Source organism: Pontibacillus litoralis JSM 072002, assembly GCF_000775615.1.
In the GTDB taxonomy this organism is placed as follows: domain Bacteria; phylum Bacillota; class Bacilli; order Bacillales; family BH030062; genus Pontibacillus; species Pontibacillus litoralis.
On the sequence record NZ_AVPG01000010.1, the window covers coordinates 34916 to 55942 of the forward strand.

General features: G+C 40.1%; 23 protein-coding genes. 9 read left to right on the top strand and 14 right to left on the bottom strand.

Annotation, left to right across the window (positions count from 1 at the left end):
• Positions 1-75: 75 nt before the first annotated feature.
• From N784_RS08010 to N784_RS08025, 4 genes are read right to left on the bottom strand one after another with little or no spacing between them, the layout of a single operon-like run.
• Positions 76-378 carry a PTS sugar transporter subunit IIB gene (locus N784_RS08010; protein ID WP_036833972.1) on the bottom strand — a complete coding sequence of 101 codons (303 nt, stop codon included), beginning with the start codon at positions 376-378 and terminating at the stop codon, positions 76-78.
• A 1-nt stretch (position 379) separates the two neighbouring features.
• The gene (locus N784_RS08015) at positions 380-706 is read right to left on the bottom strand and encodes a PTS lactose/cellobiose transporter subunit IIA (protein WP_036833974.1); all 327 of its coding nucleotides are present in this window, start codon (positions 704-706) and stop codon (positions 380-382) included.
• Positions 706-2037 (bottom strand): PTS cellobiose transporter subunit IIC, encoded by a 1332-nt coding sequence (gene celB / locus N784_RS08020; RefSeq protein ID WP_052127207.1) that lies wholly within the window; start codon positions 2035-2037, stop codon positions 706-708. Before celB ends, N784_RS08015 begins: the two co-directional genes overlap by 1 nt.
• Positions 2034-3359: a 6-phospho-beta-glucosidase gene (locus N784_RS08025; protein WP_036833975.1), complete on the bottom strand. Its 1326-nt coding sequence runs from the start codon at positions 3357-3359 to the stop codon at positions 2034-2036. Before N784_RS08025 ends, celB begins: the two co-directional genes overlap by 4 nt.
• A gap of 161 nt (positions 3360-3520) precedes the next feature.
• Between N784_RS08025 and N784_RS08030 the strand changes: the two genes are divergently transcribed.
• Together N784_RS08030 and chbG are read left to right on the top strand one after the other, a co-directional pair.
• Positions 3521-4237, top strand: a complete 717-nt coding sequence (locus N784_RS08030) for a GntR family transcriptional regulator (protein WP_036833978.1) — start codon at positions 3521-3523, stop codon at positions 4235-4237.
• Between the two features lie 12 nt (positions 4238-4249).
• Positions 4250-4993, top strand: coding sequence for a chitin disaccharide deacetylase (chbG, locus tag N784_RS08035; protein ID WP_036833980.1), 744 nt, complete (start codon positions 4250-4252; stop codon positions 4991-4993).
• 161 nt (positions 4994-5154) lie between these two features.
• Here the strand turns inward: chbG and N784_RS08040 are convergent, their stop codons facing one another.
• Positions 5155-5838, bottom strand: a complete 684-nt coding sequence (locus tag N784_RS08040; RefSeq protein WP_036833982.1) for a phosphatase PAP2 family protein — start codon at positions 5836-5838, stop codon at positions 5155-5157.
• A 102-nt stretch (positions 5839-5940) separates the two neighbouring features.
• Between N784_RS08040 and N784_RS08045 the strand changes: the two genes are divergently transcribed.
• From N784_RS08045 to spxA, 6 genes are all read left to right on the top strand, one after another.
• Positions 5941-6402, top strand: a complete 462-nt coding sequence (locus N784_RS08045; protein ID WP_036833984.1) for a hypothetical protein — start codon at positions 5941-5943, stop codon at positions 6400-6402.
• A gap of 164 nt (positions 6403-6566) precedes the next feature.
• A complete protein-coding gene (gene pxpB, locus N784_RS08050) occupies positions 6567-7274 on the top strand; it encodes a 5-oxoprolinase subunit PxpB (protein ID WP_036833986.1) in 708 nt (235 codons plus the stop codon).
• Positions 7275-8276: a 5-oxoprolinase subunit C family protein gene (locus N784_RS08055; RefSeq protein WP_036833987.1), complete on the top strand. Its 1002-nt coding sequence runs from the start codon at positions 7275-7277 to the stop codon at positions 8274-8276. It abuts the gene before it with no gap.
• A gap of 12 nt (positions 8277-8288) precedes the next feature.
• Positions 8289-9056, top strand: a complete 768-nt coding sequence (locus N784_RS08060; protein ID WP_036833988.1) for a LamB/YcsF family protein — start codon at positions 8289-8291, stop codon at positions 9054-9056.
• A 13-nt stretch (positions 9057-9069) separates the two neighbouring features.
• The gene (locus N784_RS08065; protein ID WP_036833990.1) at positions 9070-10263 is read left to right on the top strand and encodes an NRAMP family divalent metal transporter; all 1194 of its coding nucleotides are present in this window, start codon (positions 9070-9072) and stop codon (positions 10261-10263) included.
• 118 nt (positions 10264-10381) lie between these two features.
• On the top strand, positions 10382-10777 hold the full coding sequence (gene spxA, locus N784_RS08070; RefSeq protein WP_036833992.1) for a transcriptional regulator SpxA: 396 nt from the start codon (positions 10382-10384) through the stop codon (positions 10775-10777).
• 49 nt (positions 10778-10826) lie between these two features.
• Here spxA and lpdA read toward each other — a convergent pair whose 3' ends face one another.
• From lpdA to N784_RS08115, 9 genes are all read right to left on the bottom strand, one after another.
• Positions 10827-12236, bottom strand: coding sequence for a dihydrolipoyl dehydrogenase (gene lpdA, locus N784_RS08075; RefSeq protein ID WP_036833994.1), 1410 nt, complete (start codon positions 12234-12236; stop codon positions 10827-10829).
• Positions 12237-13439 carry a dihydrolipoamide acetyltransferase family protein gene (locus tag N784_RS08080; RefSeq protein ID WP_036833996.1) on the bottom strand — a complete coding sequence of 401 codons (1203 nt, stop codon included), beginning with the start codon at positions 13437-13439 and terminating at the stop codon, positions 12237-12239.
• Positions 13440-13456: 17 nt separating this feature from the next.
• Positions 13457-14452 carry an alpha-ketoacid dehydrogenase subunit beta gene (locus N784_RS08085; protein ID WP_036833997.1) on the bottom strand — a complete coding sequence of 332 codons (996 nt, stop codon included), beginning with the start codon at positions 14450-14452 and terminating at the stop codon, positions 13457-13459.
• Positions 14449-15522 (bottom strand): pyruvate dehydrogenase (acetyl-transferring) E1 component subunit alpha, encoded by a 1074-nt coding sequence (gene pdhA / locus N784_RS08090; protein ID WP_036833998.1) that lies wholly within the window; start codon positions 15520-15522, stop codon positions 14449-14451. The genes N784_RS08085 and pdhA overlap by 4 nt, the downstream gene beginning before the upstream one ends.
• Before the next feature lie 51 nt (positions 15523-15573).
• Positions 15574-15978 (bottom strand): thioesterase family protein, encoded by a 405-nt coding sequence (locus N784_RS08095; RefSeq protein ID WP_036834000.1) that lies wholly within the window; start codon positions 15976-15978, stop codon positions 15574-15576.
• 16 nt (positions 15979-15994) lie between these two features.
• Positions 15995-16789 (bottom strand): ABC transporter ATP-binding protein, encoded by a 795-nt coding sequence (locus N784_RS08100; RefSeq protein ID WP_036834001.1) that lies wholly within the window; start codon positions 16787-16789, stop codon positions 15995-15997.
• A complete protein-coding gene (locus N784_RS08105; protein ID WP_036834002.1) occupies positions 16776-17744 on the bottom strand; it encodes an ABC transporter permease in 969 nt (322 codons plus the stop codon). Before N784_RS08105 ends, N784_RS08100 begins: the two co-directional genes overlap by 14 nt.
• Positions 17745-17841: 97 nt before the next feature.
• The gene (locus N784_RS08110) at positions 17842-18879 is read right to left on the bottom strand and encodes an ABC transporter substrate-binding protein (protein ID WP_036834003.1); all 1038 of its coding nucleotides are present in this window, start codon (positions 18877-18879) and stop codon (positions 17842-17844) included.
• 271 nt (positions 18880-19150) lie between these two features.
• Entirely contained in the window at positions 19151-20101 is a 951-nt protein-coding gene (locus N784_RS08115; protein WP_036834004.1) for an NAD(P)H-dependent flavin oxidoreductase, read from the bottom strand.
• Between the two features lie 68 nt (positions 20102-20169).
• Here N784_RS08115 and N784_RS08120 point away from each other — a divergent pair, with 68 nt between their 5' ends.
• Complete coding sequence (locus N784_RS08120) at positions 20170-20682, top strand: gamma carbonic anhydrase family protein (protein ID WP_036834005.1); 513 nt, start codon at positions 20170-20172, stop codon at positions 20680-20682.
• The last annotated feature ends 345 nt before the right edge of the window (positions 20683-21027 follow it).

The following is a 21027-nucleotide window of genomic DNA, read 5'->3' on the forward strand; positions in this document are numbered from 1 at the left end:
TAAACAAGTCAAACCCCCGGTAAAATAGGTGTTTGACTTGTTTGTTATTTATTGTTATTTTCAATGATGAAAGGTTTATTTCGTTAATGCAACAGCTTGGGCTAACACTTTTTCCCCATTCATCGTTCCATATGCCATTTGATCTATTACTTCTACTGGTGTATTGTATGGCTCAGCTTTTTTCGCTATTTGTCCTTTCAAGTAGCGAACTTGTGGTCCGACTAAAATAACGTCTACATCTTCCATATGGTTTTTTAAATCGGCTTGAGCATAGGCATCAATATGAGCCTCTAATCCTTGAGCTGCAGCTGCTTCACGCATTTTTTGTACGAGCATACTAGTAGACATTCCTGCTGAACAAACAAGTGCTATTTTCATCTTAATTTCCTCCCCTAACTTCTTTGTATAAATCAATCATCTCTTTCGCCATATCTTTCAGCGTCATAGCAGTCATCAAATGATCTTGAGCGTGAACTAACAACACGGTTGGCGCTTTCCCTTCTCCTTGAGCTTCTTGCTGAAGTAATTGCGTTTGTGCCTTATGTGCTTTATGAAGCTCTGTCTCTGCTTCTTCAATTTTTTGCATGGCTCCATCGTAATCGTTTTGCTTTACAATTTGTAGTGCTTCCATCGCTGAAGATCGTGCATTGCCAGCGTGCAAAATAATTTCAAAGGAAACTTGTTCGATATTTATCGTGTCGTTCATTATGCGTCCCTCCAACCTTGGGCGTCAGATGTAACTTGCGCCGCTTTTTGTTCTTCCAGCTTTTTTATACTTGCACGTTCTGCTAGTTTAATAAACGGTATATAAATCAAAGTGGCCATTGTTAAATTCACTAATTGTAAAACGACACCGGTGAAGGACCCTCCCGACACTAGGTAACCGCTTATAATTGGTGGTGTTGTCCAAGGTAAAATGGCGACCGTTTTTGGCACCAATCCGAAATAGATAGCAAAATAAGCATTCGCTGTCATTAGCAGAGGAATGATAATAAACGGAACGAACATAACCGGGTTTAACACAACTGGTAAACCGAAAATCATCGGTTCATTTATGTTAAACGCTCCAGGTGCTAAAGAAAGCTTTCCTACGGTACGATAATGCTTTGCTTTGACGACTAAGAAAATAGCAAAGATTAATGCTAACGTAGCACCAGACCCTCCCATAAAGACATACGCATCGAAGAATGGTTTCGTTACAATATATGGTACCTCATGCGCGCTCACTCCGCTAGCAAATAATGCTTGGTTTTCTTCTATTAATGGTAAATAGATAGATTCCATAATTGGGCCAAGTATATTCGTGCCATGTAAACCGAAGAACCATAGGACTTGATTTAAAAAGACAAAGACAATAGCTGATCCAATCGTATTCGAAAATCCTTGTAAAGGTTCTTGAATCGTGGCATATACCCATTCATGAATACTAACTCCAGTAACATTGACAACAAATGCGTTAAAGAAACCAGCCAACGTTAAAATAACGGCTGCCGGGAGTAATGCATTAAATGATTTCGTTACTCCTGTTGGTACCCCTTCTGGCATTTTAATTTTCAACTTGTCTGAGTTGTAGAACAGACGGAAGAGTTCAGCTGAGATTAAAGCAGTAATGACGGCGACAAATAAACCTTGAGCTCCTAGCCAAGTCATCGCTAATCCGAAGTCTTCTGTAACTGGGGTTAGTACGACAAACGTCCCTGCACTAATTAAAGCAGCAGATAACCCATCAGCTTCATAGGACTCAGCTAAATGATAGGCTATAGCGGCAACAACGAGTAAACTTAATATCGCAAAAGAACCGTTCCAAATCACGCCGCCAACTGATTTCCAATTCTCTCCGAATACAGCGGTCATAAAGTCTTGGAATTCAGGTATCGGAAAGTTGTTAATCAATACTGCCAATGATCCAATAATAATGAGTGGCATAATGGCGACAAACCCATCGCGAATTGCGACTAAGTGCCTTTGAGAACCAATTCTACCTGCTACTGGCATGACTTTCGTATCAATGAATTGCATGAAACCGTTTTGGCTCATTGTTTCACTACCTCCTTCGAAAATTGGGGTAAATTAGATTGATGAACGTGCAATAACTCATCTAATACAACTTGTGCCTTATCATCTGAAGTCACTAACGGATTCATTATCATTGCCGCATAAGCTTTACTGTAATCACCTGTCACAGCTGCCTCCACAACAAGTCTTTCATATTGTTTCATCTGAACGATTGCTCCACTAATAACCGCTGGAAGATTGCCAATCGAGAGTGGCATTGGTCCACTAGCTGTAATAACACTGTTCACTTCAATGACACAATCTGCTGGTAAATCCGTTATTGTGCCGTTATTTAGCGTGTTTACAGTTTGGACATCCATGCTGTTGTTGTAAATGGATGTCATCACATTACAAGCTGCTTCACTATAATACGCTCCGCCTCTTTGTTCTAATTCCTCTGGTTTGACATCCAGATTAGGAGATTGATATTTTTTAAACAATGCTTCCTCTACTTCCATCACAACTTCCGCGCGCGTAACATTCGTTTGATAAGCTTCTACGTCTTTCTTCAACACTTGTTCATGCTGGAAATAATACTGATGATACGGATTTGGAAGCATATTCAATGTTTTTAAAAATTGCTTATTCCACGGTAATGCGACGATATTAGCGGGTGAATAATCCACGTCATCATAAATTAGATGATGCATCGCTTCTGCTGTTCGATCGACACCATCAATATACACCTTTCTTCCAAACACAAAATGATTCAACCCGACAAATTCAATCATCACTCGCTCAGCTGGAACCTGGAATAACTCCCCTACCCCACTCCGCATATTAAATGGAATGTTACAAACTCCTATCACATTTTTAAATGGACTATGATTCATAACAGCTTCTGTCACAATACCTGCTGGATTCGTAAAGTTAATTAACCATGCATCAGGACAAATTTCATGCATTTCTTGTGCAATTTCAAGCATAACCGGAATTGTACGAAACGCTTTCATAATGCCGCCTGCACCATTCGTTTCCTGTCCTATCATGCCGTGCTTTAACGGTATTCGCTCATCATACGCCCTCGCTTGCAAACCACCAACACGAATTTGTGTCGTTACAAAATCCGCGCCTTGTAACGCCTCTTTTCGATTAAAGGTGTACGATACTCGAATATCTTTCCCCGCTTTTAAAACCATTCGTTTCGCAAGAGCTGTAACAATCTTCACCTTTTCCTCTCCAGCCTTAACATCAACGAGTACGATGTCTGTCACTGGAAATTGCTCATACCTCTTTAGAAAACCTTCCATTATCTCTGGTGTATAGCTTGATCCACCTCCGATAATCACTACCTTCAAAGCCATAACTCTCCTCCTCTACCATGTGTTGAAAACGTTTTCTTGCATTTATATTAACAGATTATCACAATATAGTCTATACCAAATTGTCATAACAAATATATTTCTTATTTTTCCGAAACATGATAAGCTTAAATAAACAAACATCCTTATGAAGGAGAAAGATCATGACACAAAAAAAACAATTACACAGTAAAGTAAAAAGAGACATTATTGAAAAAATTGAAAATGGTACGTATCGACCCGGGAGAAATTTACCGACAGAAGCGGAGTTTTGTTCTATTTACGATGTAAGTAGAACAACGATACGAACAGCTTTAAATCATCTAATTATGGAAGGTTACATTTTCCGTAAACAAGGAAAAGGAACATTCGTGGCAAAAGGAAAGGTGAGACAGAGCCTTAGTGCTAGTCAAAACCGATTTGCGGAACAGTTAGCTTCCCAAGGATTGAAGCCGAAAATCGAAGTGAATGAATTAATTACGATGCAACCGAGTGAGAAACTTCAACAAACGATGAAGAAGCATTCAGATTACGACGTGCATGAGGTAAAGCGAACGAGGTATGCAGACAACGAAGTGCTTCAATTTGAAATTGCCTATGTTCGGGCAGATTTAGTACCAACATTGACAAAGGAAATGGTACACAAATCCTTATATGGAACAATAGAACAACAAGGAAATACAATTAAACGAACGGAAGAGCAACTAAAAATTATTATCCCAGATGAGGAAATTGCTCATCATTTAAATCTGTCTTCTGGAGCACCGTGCTTTCAAATTACGACAAAAACATTTCTAACCACGGATGAAATAGTAGAATATTCAGAAGCTTATTTTCGTGGGGATAAGGTCGAATTCTTTATAGAACGAAACTATCAGTAGGAGGAATTGATAATGAAGAAACTTATTATTAATGCGGATGATTTTGGGTATTCACGTGGCGTAAACTACGGAATTATCGATGCTTTTCAACAAGGATTATTAACTTCTACCACACTAATGGCGAATATGCCAGGGGCTGAGCAAGCCTATGCATTAGCTAAAGAAACCCCTTCACTAGGTATAGGGGTTCATTTAACGTTAACGGCAGGCTCCCCCATTTCACCAAAAAAGCAGACAATTACGGATGAGTATGGACGTTTTCGTCAATTAAAGTATTACTTAGGTTTTTTTGACGTTGATTTACAAGAAGTGTATGAAGAATGGAAAGCCCAAATAGAGGCAGTGTATTCAAACGGCATAGAACCTACACATATAGATAGTCATCATCATATACATACATATGGTAAACTCATAGACGTTTATAGTGCATTAGCTAAGGAATACGATTTACCAGTAAGACGTATGTTTCCGGACGGTTATCAAAAAGACGAGCATCTGTTGACAACCGATGCGTTCGAATTAAAAGTAGATACGCTCAAGGATCCAGCTAGTCTTGCCAAACATCATGAAAGCGCTACCTCTATTGAGATCATGGCACATCCTGCTTATTTAGATAAAGCCGTACTTAACGGGTCTTCCTTTACATACCCAAGAGTAGATGAGCTAGCGATGTTAACAAATAAAGAAGTAAATTCGCTATACGAGCAGCATGAAGTTTTTGAATTAGTAAATTACCGAGATCTTATAAGGTCATAGCACTTATAGCAATCCCCTCTTGTTGATATGCCATAGAGGTCAGAGATTGATTACCTCCGGCCTCTATGGTTCAACAGCATAACATATGTACTTTATATTGTTCTCAATCTATCCTTTATCAAACACGACGTTAACGAAAAGATATACTACTATATTATGTGTTAGACTTGTTTACGCTTTTTTCTCCACAGTGTAAATTCCAATGCAAATATACAAACTAAGAGCCACGCCATACCTAAGGATAATCCTGCTAGTATGTCTGTAAAGTAGTGAACGCCTAGATACACTCTACTAAAAGCAACGGACAGAATAATGAACGTGAGTAAACCGCAGATGATTCTTTTAACAGATGTTGTGCTATTCGAACGGAAAATGATATACATCATGAATCCATAGAACACGACAGAGCCTGTTGTATGCCCGCTCGGAAAGCTAAAGCCAGTACCATCGTATTGTTCCAGCACAGACGGCCTCGTGCGACCAAAACCATACTTTAAGAGCGTTGTAAGCAAGCTAATGCCGAGCATACTGATTGCTAAATAAATCGCAACCCAATTACTTCTTTTTGAAAATAATACAATGTAGACGAATAATAAGATGGAAGCTATTGTCATCCACTTAACAGCGCCAGCACTTGTTATGACGCGAAATATAGAAGTCATCCAAGGAGATTGAATTCCTTCAACGATATTTTTCATAAAAGTATCAATATAAAACGTACCATTCTCTACAAGTTTTTCTGATAGTTCTAGAAATAATTGAAAGGATAGTCCAATGATAAGAAAACCACCTATAATAATACCAATGGCCGGCTTCGGTATGTCTTTTAATATTGCCTTTTTCAATAGAAAGTCTCCTCTCTTTTATCTTCGGATGATCCTATTTTGTAGTCCTCTCTCACAATGGTATAATACAAGTCGTGAAAATAAATGAATTTTGGAGGACTTATGCTAACTTTCGAACAAAAATTAACGATTATCCAATCTTTCCCTGAATTAACACGTCAAAATGTTTCTTTAGGCAGAGTTAATTTCCATTATAACGAAAGTGTAATGGATAAGAAAAATGTTGTCTATCATCTACACCCGAACGGAAATGGTTTTGTGTATGCCGCTTATATTGAAGGCTATGAAACAGATCAACGCGGCATGGTAAACATTCGCGATTTTTCTGAAGAGCAGTTGAATAAAATTATTAAGCAATCGATAGATTCTTTATCGATGTTACCAGAGGAAAGAGAATATAACGGTTTAGAAGAACAGTTCGTCAATGAATCTCAACAAACGTTAACCTTAGTGTATGATTTTGGGCTGTTTAACGTATATGCTGGGGACATGTTAGACGGTACATTCACTACTTACAAGGAAGCTCTAGACTATTTACAACAAGAAGGTTTCACAAAAAAATAACCATCTAGTCGGACCTCATCTATGAAAGGATGCGGTCTTTTTTTTTAATGCTATTGACAATTTTCTAAATATATGGCTAATTGAAATCCCTTACAGCTTCCGTTATTATATGAAATTATAAAATATTTTAACAAACATTCTAATCCACGAAGGAGGATGATCGGATGTACTTTCATCTCTCTCCGCTTGGTGATCACGCAATTGTAATCGAACTAGGAGACGACATCAACGAAACGGTTCATAGAAACGTACAATGCGTTAGTCATGCTATAGAGCAGCAATCATTTGAATGGCTAATCGAACATATTCCAGCGTTTACGAAGGTAACAGTCTTATATGACCCTATGAAAACACCTTATGTAAATGCTCACGAATCCCCGTATGAAATAGTTTCAAAGCAACTCATAAGGTTATTGCGTACGGTTAAAGGAAGTAAGGTAACACGAAGTCGAACAGTAGAAATCCCCGTATGTTACGGTGGTGAATACGGTCCTGACTTAGCATATGTGGCTAAAGTAAATCATTTAACAGAAGAAGAAGTGGTTCATATTCATTCACAAGGAACGTATACGGTCTATATGATTGGTTTTGCACCAGGCTTTCCATATGTCGGAGGGATGTCGGAGAGAATCGCTACTCCGAGAAAGCAATCCCCTCGACTAGAAATTCCAGCAGGCTCTGTTGGCATTGCTGGTAAACAAACAGGAGTGTACCCTATTGCCACTCCTGGTGGTTGGCAGTTAATCGGGCAAACGCCATTATCCCTTTTTGATCCAAATTCTACATCACCTACCCTCCTTCAAGCTGGGGATACAATTGTTTTTAAGCCTATTACACGACAAGCTTATGAATCGTATAAGGAGGAAAAGTAAGTGATATTGATACATAAACCTGGTATGTTAACGACTATTCAGGATAAAGGAAGATATGGGTTTCAGAAACAAGGCATCATTGTAAGTGGAGCGATGGATCAAACGGCTCATCGTATCGCCAATTTATTAGTTGGCAACAGCGAAGATTGTGCAACCATCGAAGCTACGATTGCCGGCCCTAAGCTCGAATTTGAACAAGATGCACTTATCTCCCTTTGTGGAGGCGAATTCAATCCTTCTATCGACGGACATCGAGTAAAACAATGGTGTCCGGTTATTGTGCGCAAAGGTAGCGTATTAACGTTCGGTCAAGCAAAAAACGGCTGTCGGTGCTATCTAGCAGTAGCTGGCGGGATCCAAGTTGACGTTGTGATGGGCAGTCGGTCTACCTATTTACGCGCTGGAATAGGTGGAAAAGACGGTAGAGGTTTACGTGCTGGTGACAGACTTCCAATTGGAACACCAGCCTCTTATTTACAACTATACATTGATGAAATAAAGAATAAATCCTTTATATCGTTACCATGGTCGGTTACACACGCTTTTCGGACGAAAGTTCAAAACAATCAACCAGTTCGAGTGATGATTAGTCATGAATACCATTTATTCAGCAAAAAGAGTCAACAAGCTTTTTTTAATGAACCGTTTACTATAAGTAGTCAATCGGATCGGATGGGCTATCGTTTAAACGGACCGACACTTCCACTAGCCGAAGAACAAAGCATGCTTTCAGAAGCGGTCGTGTTTGGTACCATTCAAGTGCCATCAAACGGAGAACCTATTGTATTGTTAGCGGACCGGCAAACAACCGGTGGCTACCCGCGGATTGCTCAAATTGCTAGCGTTGATTTACCAATATTCGCTCAACTAAAACCTGGAGCAACCATCACATTTCATGAAATCACATTAGAAGAAGCGCAACGATTATACATGGATCGAGAAAGAGCCATTAAACATTTAACTAGAGCCATTACCCTTCAATATCAATCACGTATACGTTAAGGAGGAACACGAATGTATAAGCTAGATATTAATTGTGATATGGGAGAAAGCTTCGGCACTTACACGAAAGGTCGTGATGAAGAAATTCTTCCCTATATCACTTCAGCCAATATTGCATGTGGATTCCATGCGGGAGATGCATCCACCATGAAGAAAACAGTAGAACTGGCGTTAGAGCATAACGTAGCTATTGGAGCTCATCCAGGATTAAACGATCTTGTCGGTTTTGGTCGCCGGAATATGGATATTACTCCAGCAGAAGCATACGACATTGTCGTGTATCAAATCGGGGCATTACAAGCATTCGTCCAAACACAAGGTGGGACATTGCAGCACGTTAAGCCACACGGAGCGTTATATAACATGGCTGCTCGCAACAAAGATTTGGCACAAGCAATCACACAAGCAGTCACTGATGTTGATTCTGAGCTCATTTTGTTCGGATTAGCGGGTAGTGCTTTATACGAAGCGGGAAAACAAAACGGATTGCGCACAGCGAGTGAAGTATTCTCAGATCGCACATATCAGGAAGATGGCACGTTAACTTCCAGACGTCAATCGAATGCACTTATTACAGATCACAATCAAGCTGTTCAACAAGTGATACGGATGGTGAAACAACAACAAGTCCATACATTACAACAAGTCGATATAGCTATTCAAGCCGACACAGTGTGTATTCACGGTGATGGGGAACAAGCTTTATCCTTTGCCAAACACATACATGGGGCGTTACAAAGTGCTTCAATAAAAATAGAACACATACATACCATCGTTTAAGGAGTGGAACAACATGGAGAAGCAATCTAGACTAAGACTCTTACTAGGAGCCGCTTTCTTAATGGCTACCTCTGCTATCGGCCCTGGATTTTTAACACAAACGACACATTTCACAGAACAGCTCGCAGCTAGTTTTGGATTTGTCATTCTCATATCTATCATTATCGACATTGGCGCCCAATTGAATATTTGGCGTATCATTACCGTCAGCGGAAAGCCCGCTCAAGACATCGCAAACAGTCTATTGCCAGGATTAGGGTTCTTCCTGTCTGCTTTAATCGTTGCGGGTGGTTTAGCATTTAATATCGGAAACATTGCTGGTGCCGGTTTGGGAACGAATGTGCTATTTGGAGTTTCCCCGGAGTTAGGTGCGCTCTTAAGTGGTATGGTTGCCATTGGTATTTTTCTTGTTCGGGAAGCTGGTAAACTTATGGACCGTTTCGCCCAATTTCTCGGGTTTATAATGATTGGCTTGACGGTGTATGTCATGTTTACTGCACAACCTCCTATCGGTGAAGCCGTAGTCAAAACATTTAATCCAGATACAATCGATTACTTAGCTATCGTTACATTAGTTGGTGGTACAGTTGGAGGCTACATTACATTTGCCGGTGGTCACCGCTTATTAGATGCAGGAATTAAAGGGAAAGAGTCACTAAACTATGTTAATCGAAGCGCTATTTCCGCCATTGGAATAGCTTCCATTATGCGGATTTTTCTATTTCTTGCAGCATTAGGTGTCGTCGCTCAAGGAATTGCACTTGACCCAGCGAATCCACCCGCTTCTGTATTTGAAGCAGCGGCTGGACCAATTGGATATAAAATTTTCGGCGTCGTTATGTGGTCTGCTGCCGTCACTTCTGTTGTCGGTGCCGCCTACACTTCTGTATCTTTCATTAAAACATTTAGTAAAAAAATTGAATCCAATCAAAAACTAGTCATTGTAAGCTTCATAGCTATTTCAACACTCGTGTTTGTACTTGTTGGGGAGCCAGTGAAGATTCTTATTTTAGTAGGATCACTAAACGGTCTTATCTTACCTATTTCTTTAGGTGTGATGATTATTGCCGCTCACAAAACGCGTATTGTTGGCGACTATAAACACCCTCGTTGGTTAACGATATTCGGTGCTTTTATCGTCATCATTATGGCAACCATGGGAATATACAGTTTAACAGAGGGGATTCCTGCTCTGTTTGCTTCCTAGTGTGTGTCTCTTTCATGAGGCACTTTTTTCATTTATCTATGAGATTATCTTGAACTTAAGATAAATAGTTGTTATAATGATTATAAATAAATAAAGATTATTTGGAGGAGGCAGTACCATGATTACATTATATTTATCCCCTAGCTGTACCTCTTGTCGTAAAGCAAAAGCTTGGTTAGATGAACAACAATTACCTTATATAGAACGAAATATATTCTCACAACCACTTAGCGTGGAGGAGATTAAAGATATTATCCGCATGACAGAAGATGGTACGAAAGAGATTATTTCTGAACGTTCTAAAGTGTACCAATCGTTAAATACCAACATTGATGACTTAACAATGAGAGAGTTATATACCATCATCCAAGACAATCCTAGCATTTTAAAGAGGCCTATCATTATGGATGAAAAAAGGATGCAAGTAGGGTTTAATGAAGAAGAGATTCGTAGTTTTCTACCGAGAAAAGTTCGTAGCTTTGAGTTACAACAAGTATTATCTGGAGTAAGCTAATCGAAGCTAGCGCACCTATCGAAGGTGCGCTAGCTTATTCTTTTCTGGGTCAAATTAAGCGTACTTTCCCTTTTACTGCTGAAAATTCCATCCCACTAAGTGCTTCGCTAAATGCTGGGTGCGGATAATGAGGGAACGTCAAGTCTTCCACTCGAGCTGCCATTTCTAATGCAAGTGTACCAGTAGAAACTAGTTCTACTGCACCTTCACCGATTGCATGAAAACCTAACACAACATCATTATTTTGGTTGATTACAAGTTTGATGAATCCATCTTTCTTCCCTTGGATAGTCGCATACCCATTAGCTCCGTAAGAAAAGTGACCAATTTTCACATCGAATTGCTCTTCTACCGCTTGTTGTTCTGTTTTACCAACAGTGGCAATTGGCGGAATGCTATGAATGACTTCTGGAATAAATGTTGGATCAAATTCTGAAGGCTCTCCAGCAATAGTTGCTGCAACAACTTCTGCTTGCTTTATTGCTTTTACTGCTAAACGTGGTCCTTCTGTAACATCACCAATCGCATAAATGGATGGCAGGCTCGTTCTCATGTGCGCATCTACGGCGATATACCCATTGCTTCCTTGTTGTATCCCTAATCGACTTAGCCCTAGCTCCTTTACATTGGGCACATAGTCCGATGCTACATAAACGTGAGTACAGTCAAGTGTGTCTTGTTCCCCTTTATGTTGAAACATTGCAGTTATATGAGAAGCTTCTTTATTTACTCTAAATTCTTTTACGCCTGTATAGACTTTTATTTGTTGCTTTTTAAACTGCCGCAAGAGTTCACGAGTAATCGTTGTATCATAAGGCAAGGTATTTTTATCGTCCGCCATTATAAGGGTAACCATAGAGCCAAATTGTCGATAACTCATCGCCACTTCGATTGCAATAGAATGACTTCCGTATACTACTAGATGTTCTGGGATTTCTGATAATAAAAAGATAGAGCCGTCATGAACCACCTTCTCATCATCAAATGATACACCGCTACGATGAATCGGTGTGCTTCCTGTAGCGACAATGGCATGATTAAAATGAAACACGTCAAATTGATGACCGTTATCAACGCCAATCCGATCTGCTGATAAGAAAGAGGCGTTGCCATGAACAATCTCGATTTTATTCGTTTTACATAAAGCTTCTACGCCTTTCTGCAGCTGTTCAATGACCTTTCGTTTATGTTGTTGAAGCTTTGAAAGTTGAAACGTAACCTCACCATGGTCGATTCCGAAAGCATGAAATCGTAATATTTCTTCTTTTTTTCTAGCTGCGGTAGTAAATACTTTAGATGGGATACAACCGTCATGTAAACATACGCCACCGAGCTTTTCCTTTTCAATGAGTGTAACCGTAAACCCTTTTTGTGCTGCTTCAATCGCAGCATGATAGCCTCCTGGACCACCTCCGATAACGACAACGTCTTTCTGTTCGGCGATTTCACCTACAACCATCTATACCAGCTCCAATGTCAATAAATTCGGATGCTCAATTAGTTCAACGAGCCGATTCGTAAATTGTACTGCAGTGGCACCATCTGCAACGCGGTGATCGAATGTCATAGACACATTCATCATGGAGCGAATCACAATCTCATCTTCGACTACGGCAGGGCGCTTCTTCGTTTTATGAAAAGCCATGATTCCTGTTTGAGGATGGTGAATGATTGGAGTAGCACCAATACTACCTTGTAAAGGACCTACATTGCTAATGGTAAAGGAACCCCCTGTGATTTCTTCTCTGGATAACGTATGATGAAGTGCCTTTTCTGTTAAAGCTCTCATTTCCGCCTGAATAGTTAGCAGCGATTTATGTTCCACATGCTTTAAAACAGGTACAATTACCCCTTCCTCTGTGTTCGTTGCTAAGCCGATATGATGAGAGGTTTGCACTTCTATTTGTTCTTTTTCTTCATTTAATGTAGCGTTAAAAATAGGGTAATCCTTCAGCGCTAAAGAAACTGCTTTTACAAAGTAAGCCGTAAGCGATACATTTTTACCTGCTTGTTTACTTTGTTCCTTCCATTGCAGTACATTTGTAACATCAACCTCTTCAAAGTGACTACAATGAGCAATCGTATGTAGCGATTGTTTCATTTTCTTAGCGATTTGTTTGCGGCGACCTTTGAATGGGATGATGTGGATTTCTTTCTCTTGTTTCATCACTTGTTGTGTGGGCGAATTTTCTTGTAATAACGACTCTTTCTCTTTTTGAACATATGCATACACATCTTCATCGACAATTCTACCAGCAGGACCCGTGCCTTTTATTTCTTCAATGTTGACACCTTGTTCGCGAGCCATTTTTCTCGTATATGGGGATGCTAAAATCGGTTGTTTGCGCTTTTCTATACGGAAAGTTTTCGCTTGCCATTGTTGTTCTATGGTCGATTCTTTCTCTTCCGATACTGCTGATGTGGGCTGTGAAGTGGTGATCATGGATAATACAGTTGTGCCTACTTTTATCGTTTCACCAACCTTAACGAGCACATCTTCAATTGTTCCATTGGCTGGTGCTGGTAATTCTGCCGTCATTTTATCGGTTTGCACTTCTACTAACGGTTGATCGACTACTACTGCATCGCCGGGTTGTACGAAATAATGAACGATTTCTGCTTCTGTCATTCCTTCCCCTATATCATGCAATTTCACTTCCATACAATATGCTCCTTTCTTTAAAAGTTCATCACTTTTTCAATGGCGTGTATGACTTGGTCTGAAGATGGTAAGAAATAGTCCTCATATGCAAAAAACGGTACAGGCGTATCAAATCCTGTTACTCGTTGCACTGGTGCTTTTTGATAAAGGAAAGCGTAGTCATTAATGATTGACATGACATCGTTTCCTACTCCACTCGTACGATGTGCTTCATGAACGATGACGGTACGACCTGTTTTCTGTACCGATTGCTGGATGATGTCACGATCTAGTGGGTATAGCGTGCGTAAATCAATCACTTCACAAGTAACCCCACGTGCGGTCATTTTATTAGCGGCTTCCATGGCAACAGGCACCATAGCTCCCCAAGCGATAACGGTTACATCTTCTCCTTCTTGAACAACCTTTCCCTTACCGATTTCGACTGAATACTCATCTTCTGGTACTTCCTCTTTTCCAGCCCGATAAATTTTCATTGGTTCTAGGAAAAGGACAGGATCAGGATCTAGTACACTAGCTATTAATAATCCTTTCGCATCGTAAGGCGTTGACGGACAAACTACTTTTATACCTGGCATATGTGTAAACAAAGCTTCTACTGAATCGGAATGTATCTCCGGAGCGCGCACACCAGCACCATATGGCGCGCGAATCACCATTGGTACGGAATAATGCCCCATCGTTCTAGCACGAATACGAGAAGCGTGCGTCATAATCTGCTCGTAAGCTGGGTAAATAAACCCTAAAAATTGAATTTCTACAATTGGTTTCAATCCATTAATCGCCATTCCTATCGCCGCACCAGTAAATCCAGCTTCACTTAATGGCGTATCCATAACACGATCCGTACCAAATTGTTGCTGCAAACCATCCGTCGCTCGAAATACCCCGCCATTTACTCCGACATCCTCCCCTAATACAATAACTTCTTCATGCTGTTCTAATAATGATTTCATCGCGTCTGTAATGGCTTGGACAAATGTGAGCGTATTCGTTTTTACCGTTGTACTCATGCTTTCTCTCCTTTCCCTACTGAAGCATAGTAAACTCTTTTTTGCTCTTCGATAGGCCAAATTGATTCAGCGAAAACATAGTCAAAAATATCATCCACACTTACGGGAGGTACTTGCTCCATTTGTTCTACAGCTTGCTCCACTTCAATTATAACTTCTTGCTTCATTTGCTCCATTTCTTCTTGTTGACATATAGCATTAGCCAACATATATTTCTCTAAACGAAGAATAGGATCATACGCTTTCCTCCTGTTTTCACTATCTTCTTGGTTTCGATATTTCGTTGGATCATCGGCAGTCGTATGCGCTCCGTACCGCCATGTAACTGCCTCGATTAATGTCGGTCCCTCTCCGTTACGTGCGCGGTCGAGTGCTTTCTTTGTTTCCCTGTATACAGAGAACACATCATTTCCATCAATGCGAACAGACGGCATATCATAAGCCATTGCTTTTTGAGCAATAGTTTTTGATTTCATTTGTTTTTCTATCGGTACCGAAATGGCATATTGATTATTTTGGTTAAAAAATACAACAGGCGCTTGAAATACACTTGCGATATTTAACCCTTCATGAAAATCACCTTCTGAAGTCGCACCATCACCAAAATAAGCGATGACAGCATGATTCGTTCCTTTCTTCTGTTCAGCGATTGCCGTGCCAGTTGCATGTGGAAGCTGGGTTGCAATCGGTACAGCTGGAGGAATTATACGCTTCCCCTCTGGCGGTATACAGCTTTCATTTCGTCCGTTCCAATATAATAAAATTGTTGTTAAGTCATGTCCGAACGTCATCGTTGCAGCATGATCACGATATGTCGGAAAAAGCCAATCATTTTGCTCAAGCGCCATCGCACTCCCTACTTGCGCTGCTTCTTGTCCTTCAAATGGTGCATACGTGCCAATTCGACCTTGACGCTGCAAGCTAACACATTTACGGTCAAACGTTCTAGACCGAATTAAGTGGTAATACAATAAGCGAATGAAAGCATCGTTTAGCAATTCATTCTGTAAAACTTCGGTGACTTCTCCCTTTTCATTTAACAACTGCTTGATTGGAAATTGTTGTTCCAATGTCATTCCTCCTTCAACGATGGAAACGCTTATATATGGAAGCGTTTACAATTAGGGTTGTGTCATTTCGCTTAGCTTTATTTTCTCCTTGATGACTTCTTTTGGCACGATTGCTTGGGTGACTTCTCCTTTACCTATAATCCCTTTATTATTCTTGGCTTCTACTTCTGTAATAACTAAATGATTCCTTAATTCTGTCAATGTCGCCGTTACTTGTATGTCTGTTTCAACTGCTGTTGGTGCAACATGTTTCACTTGAACAGCAGCACCAATTCCTTCTTCATCAGCTTCTAAATATGGTAAGATTATTTGCCTTGCTGCCCATTCCATGTGATACACCATGGCAACTGTTGAATAAGCTTCATGAACGACTTTTCCTTCAAACTGGGCAAACATTTCTGGTGTCACCCTTGCCGTAATGGTCGCTGTTTGCCCTATATGCATTCCTGACTTCATTCTTCTCCTCCTTTATTTAAGAAAGCAAAGCTCTGTCATTTACCAACTGCTCTCCTTTTATCTTCTGAAATTCGTCTAACAATTTATCTACTGTTAAATTTCTCTTTTCCTGTTCATCGTACTCCCGAATAATACCACCTTTATCCATCATCAATAGTTTATTCCCTAAATCTAACGCTTGCTGCATGTTATGGGTAACCATTAAGGTAGTTAACTCTTTTGTTGCGACAATTTCTTTCGTTAAATTCGTAATAAGCGCAGCACGTGCAGGATCTAATGCTGCAGTATGTTCATCTAGCAATAGAATAGCAGGTTCTGTAAACGTCGCCATTAACAACGATAAAGCTTGCCTTTCCCCTCCAGATAACAGTCCAACTTTAGCATTTAAACGATTTTCCAAACCGAGATGAAGCGTTTGTAATGCCTCTTGGAAAAAATCTCTTCTCCTCTTCGTTACTCCTTTTTTAAACGTTCTTCTTTTACTTCTACAATAAGCGATGGATAAGTTCTCTTCAATTGTCATAGACGGTGCTGTTCCTGCCATTGGATCTTGAAACACCCTTCCTATATATCGGGCACGTCTATATTCCGGTAAAACCGTTACTTCACGATTATCAATAACGACTTTCCCCATATCAGGTGAATGCACGCCAGAAATAATATTCATTAACGTCGATTTTCCCGCACCGTTACTACCAATAATCGTTACAAAATCACCTTTATGTAACGTAAGATTGGCCTGATTTAAAGCAATCTTCTCGTCTGGGGTGCCTTCATTAAATACTTTGTGTATGTGTTCAAGATGAAGCATGGTGCTCCTCCTTTTCTTCCGACAGCGATTGCAAATTTGCTAACCTTTGTGCATTTCGTTTCTTTTTCATTTTTCGAACTTTATGATCATCCATTACTTTCGGAACAATTAAAGCAATAATAACGATAATCGCTGTAATTAACTTCATATCTCCTGCATCGAGAAACTCTATTCGTAACGCAATACTTACGACGATGCGATAAACGATTGCCCCGCCGATGACAGCAAGTGTTGTTCGTCCAATCGTTTTGGAGCCAAATAACGCTTCTCCAATAATGACCGATGCAAGACCGATAATAATCATCCCTATTCCCATACCAACATCCGCAAATGAAGACAGCTGTGCGATGAAAGCTCCGGAAAAAGCAACAAAAGCATTGGAAACACCGAGCCCTAGTATGATTAACCAATCAGTATGCGCAGCAAAACTACGAATCATTTTCGGATTGTTTCCTGTTGCACGAACGGCTAACCCTACCTCTGTTTTTAGAAACCAGTCCAATAGCAACTTGAAACTTAACGTAACGAGCAGCATAAAAATGACGACTCCCCATGAGGATAAAACGGCCACATTTGACCAAACCGCCTCTACTTGATCTAAAGCCGTTTGTTGATTAAGTAGTGGAATGTTTGATTTCCCCATAATTCGAAGGTTAATCGAGTACAACGCAATCATCATTAAAATGCCAGACAACAGTGGATTTATCCCACCTTTTGTGTGTAAAATTCCTGTAAGGCAACCCGCGACAAATCCAGCTAGTAAAGCAACGGTAGAAGCGAGAAATGGATTGTACCCTTGAAGAATCATCACAGCGGCAACAGCAGCACCAGTCACAAAACTGCCATCAACCGTTAAATCCGGAAAATCAAGTACACGAAAGGATAAATAAACACCGAGTGCCATAATAGCGTATATTACACCTGATTCAAATGCACTAAACAAAGCTAAAGCCACCCGAACTCCCCCTTACTCAAGTAGACAAGAAAACTCGAAACAAGGCTCAGTGATTGCATTTTTACTTCTGTAACCACTGAACCACTTTCACATTTTTCTATTCTATAAACTCAGCCAAGCTCTTCCATTCATCTTTTATTTCTACTCCCATGTCTTTAGCTGCTTGTTGATTCATAACGAGCTTTAAGTCATTTGGGTATTGTGGCGCTATTTCCGCTATCTCTTTTTCCCCTTTTAATACAGATGCCGCCATCTCCCCAGCTTGATAACCTATATCATAGTAATCAAATCCATAAGCAGCTAATCCACCACGTTCCACAGAATCAAGTTCTCCTACAAAGAGAGGAATCCCTTGATCATTTGCAACACCAATAACAGACTCTAATGCAGAGACGACGGTATTATCGGTAATAATGTAAAATACATCTGCTCGTCCTACAAGAGATTCTGTAGCTTGTTGTACTTCAGCGGAGTTGGATACAGACGCCTCTACTATTTCTAAGTCGGTACCTTCTGTAGCCTGTTTCACCATTTCAACTTGTGCGACAGAGTTCTGTTCACCAGCATTGTAAACCATGCCGATTTTCTTCGCTTCTGTCTGCTCATCAATGAATTGAACAGTATTCGGAATCGCATCCGGATGATTATCTGTTGTACCTGTAATGTTTCCTCCTGCTTCATCCATAGAAGGAACTAACTCGGCGCCAATCGGGTCTGTTACCGATGTAAACACGATAGGAATGTCTGCTGTAGCATTTAATGCACTTTGAGCACTAGGTGTAGAATTGGCGAAAATTAAATCCACTTGATCACTAACAAAATTGTCCGCAATCGTTTGGTTGTTAGACATATCATTTTGCGCATTCTGAACATCAAACGTTACATTTGTCAAACCACTATCCTCGATGCCTTTTTTAAAGCCTTCTGTTGCAGCATCTAACGATGGATGTTCCACAAATTGAGAAATACCAACCGTGTACGCATCAGATGATTCCGCTGCTTCCGTTTCATTTGTTTCACCACTATCAGCACTATCTTCCGCATCACTTTCTACATTTTCTGTTCCCCCACATGCGGCCAAAGCCAATGAACCAACAACGAATAACACGAAAAGCAACCAACTCGTTTTTTTCATTTCATTCCTCCTCGTATTCATTCCCCTGTGTGTACGTCTTGATGTTTAGCATAACGAATTGCTATGAAGCAACGTTAGCGCATTTTTATAACCATTGTATTTATAACGTTATCGTAACGAACAAGCCTAAAATTGTCAATGAAAATTCTGAAAATATAAATTAATGTGTATATTTTGACTTTTGTCGAGTTATGACCAAACAAAATACAGACACATAAAAAAACAGGCATTAACTTAGTCTAACTGTGAACGCCTGCTTTTTATGTGCCGATTATGGTTGAAAAGGTTGTAACTGTTGAATTCGATTGTTATATTGCTCCATCATAGATTGTATTAATTGTTCCACTGTTGGAATCGTATCGATAAATCCACATATTTGTCCTGCATTCATAAATCCTTCTTCAGCGTTTCCTTCTAATGCGCCGCGTTTATGAAAATGTTCAGAAGTATATTGTTGAAATTGTTCCACTGTTATGCCTTCTTGTTCATATTGTAAAAGTTTTTCCGTATATGGTTTTTTTAATACTCGACGAACCTGGCCAACACTTCTGCCAACAATGACGGTTTCATTGTCCTTTGCTTCCATGACCGCTTGTTTATAATGAGAATGAAACGGCGCTTCCTTCGTCGCAATAAAACGCGTTCCCATTTGCACCCCGCTAGCTCCAAGCGCTAACATAGCCGCTAAACCATATCCGTCCGCAATTCCTCCCGCTGCCACTACTGGTACGGATACAGATTGAACAATTTGAGGAATTAAGGAAAGTGTCGTAGTCTCGAATGGAGAGTTAATACCCGCTGCTTCAAATCCTTCTGCAACAATGACATCTACCCCTGCCATTTCCGCCTTAACTGCCTGACGTTTAGAGCCGACAACGGTCAACACTTTAACGCCTCGTTCATGAAAACAGTTTACATAAGGGGCTGGGTTTCCTGCTGACAAAGAAACAATCGGAACGTCATATTGATTAACTAACTGGATCATCTCTTTTTTGTAAGGCGTTACATTCAATGGTATATTAACGGCAAAAGGCTTATCTGTGAGCTCTTTTGTTGCTTGTATTTTGGAATCTACTTCCTCCACACTCATCGTACCTACCCCGATTGTACCTAATCCCCCCGCTTCTGTAATCGCTGCCGTTAACGTTTCATGACTAATATCCCCCATTCCCCCTTGTATGATTGGATACTTAATATGTAATTGCTCGCATAGTTGATTCATCTAATTCCCTCCACGCAATTAAAATGTTATACTATTTTTAACATTATCACAATTTGAGGTGAATGAGAATGTTACATCCTTATAATCACATATGGCCAAAAGTCGATAACACCGTATTTGTCGCACCTGGAGCGCATATAATCGGCGAGGTCACCATTGGTAAATATTCGAGCGTATGGTTTAATGCTGTCATCCGTGGAGATGAAGCACCGATTACGATTGGTGAGAAATGCAGCATTCAAGACAACGCAACATGTCATTTATACGAAGGAGCACCATTAAAAGTAGGGGATGAAGTAACCATTGGGCATAACGTCATTTTACACGGATGCACTATTGGGAATCGTTCCATTGTCGGCATGGGATCAACCATTTTAGATGGCGCACAAGTTGGCGAGGAATGTATTATAGGTGCTAACACATTGATTTCTCCTGGCAAGCAATTCCCACCAAGGTCGCTGATTCTAGGTACTCCTGGTAAAGTAGTACGGGAATTAAATAAGCAAGACTTACAACTGATCCAGCTATCCATTGATACATACATTCAAAAGGGACAAGAATTCATGCAACAGCTTAAATAAATTACTATTTTGCAACGTCATACTATGCAAAAAAACGCTTCGTAATGGGCTAGCCTAAGGTAGTATCAAACGTATCATGAATGCTAGAAGTAATTTTGATCTATTGCGAAATAAATTATTAGGTCGATTGTATAATTAAGTGCAACACCCAAGGGTAAATAAAAGAAGCCCATAACGACCTCGTGTAAAATGTAGTTACCACAACAAACATTTGAACGGAGGAAATCGTTATGAGCTACAAGCATCTTACCATATCAGAACGCGTGAATTGAAAAGAAACGCTGAATGTACGGCTGAAGAAGCACAAGCACGTTATCGAGCCAACAAATCCAATTGTGGAGCTCA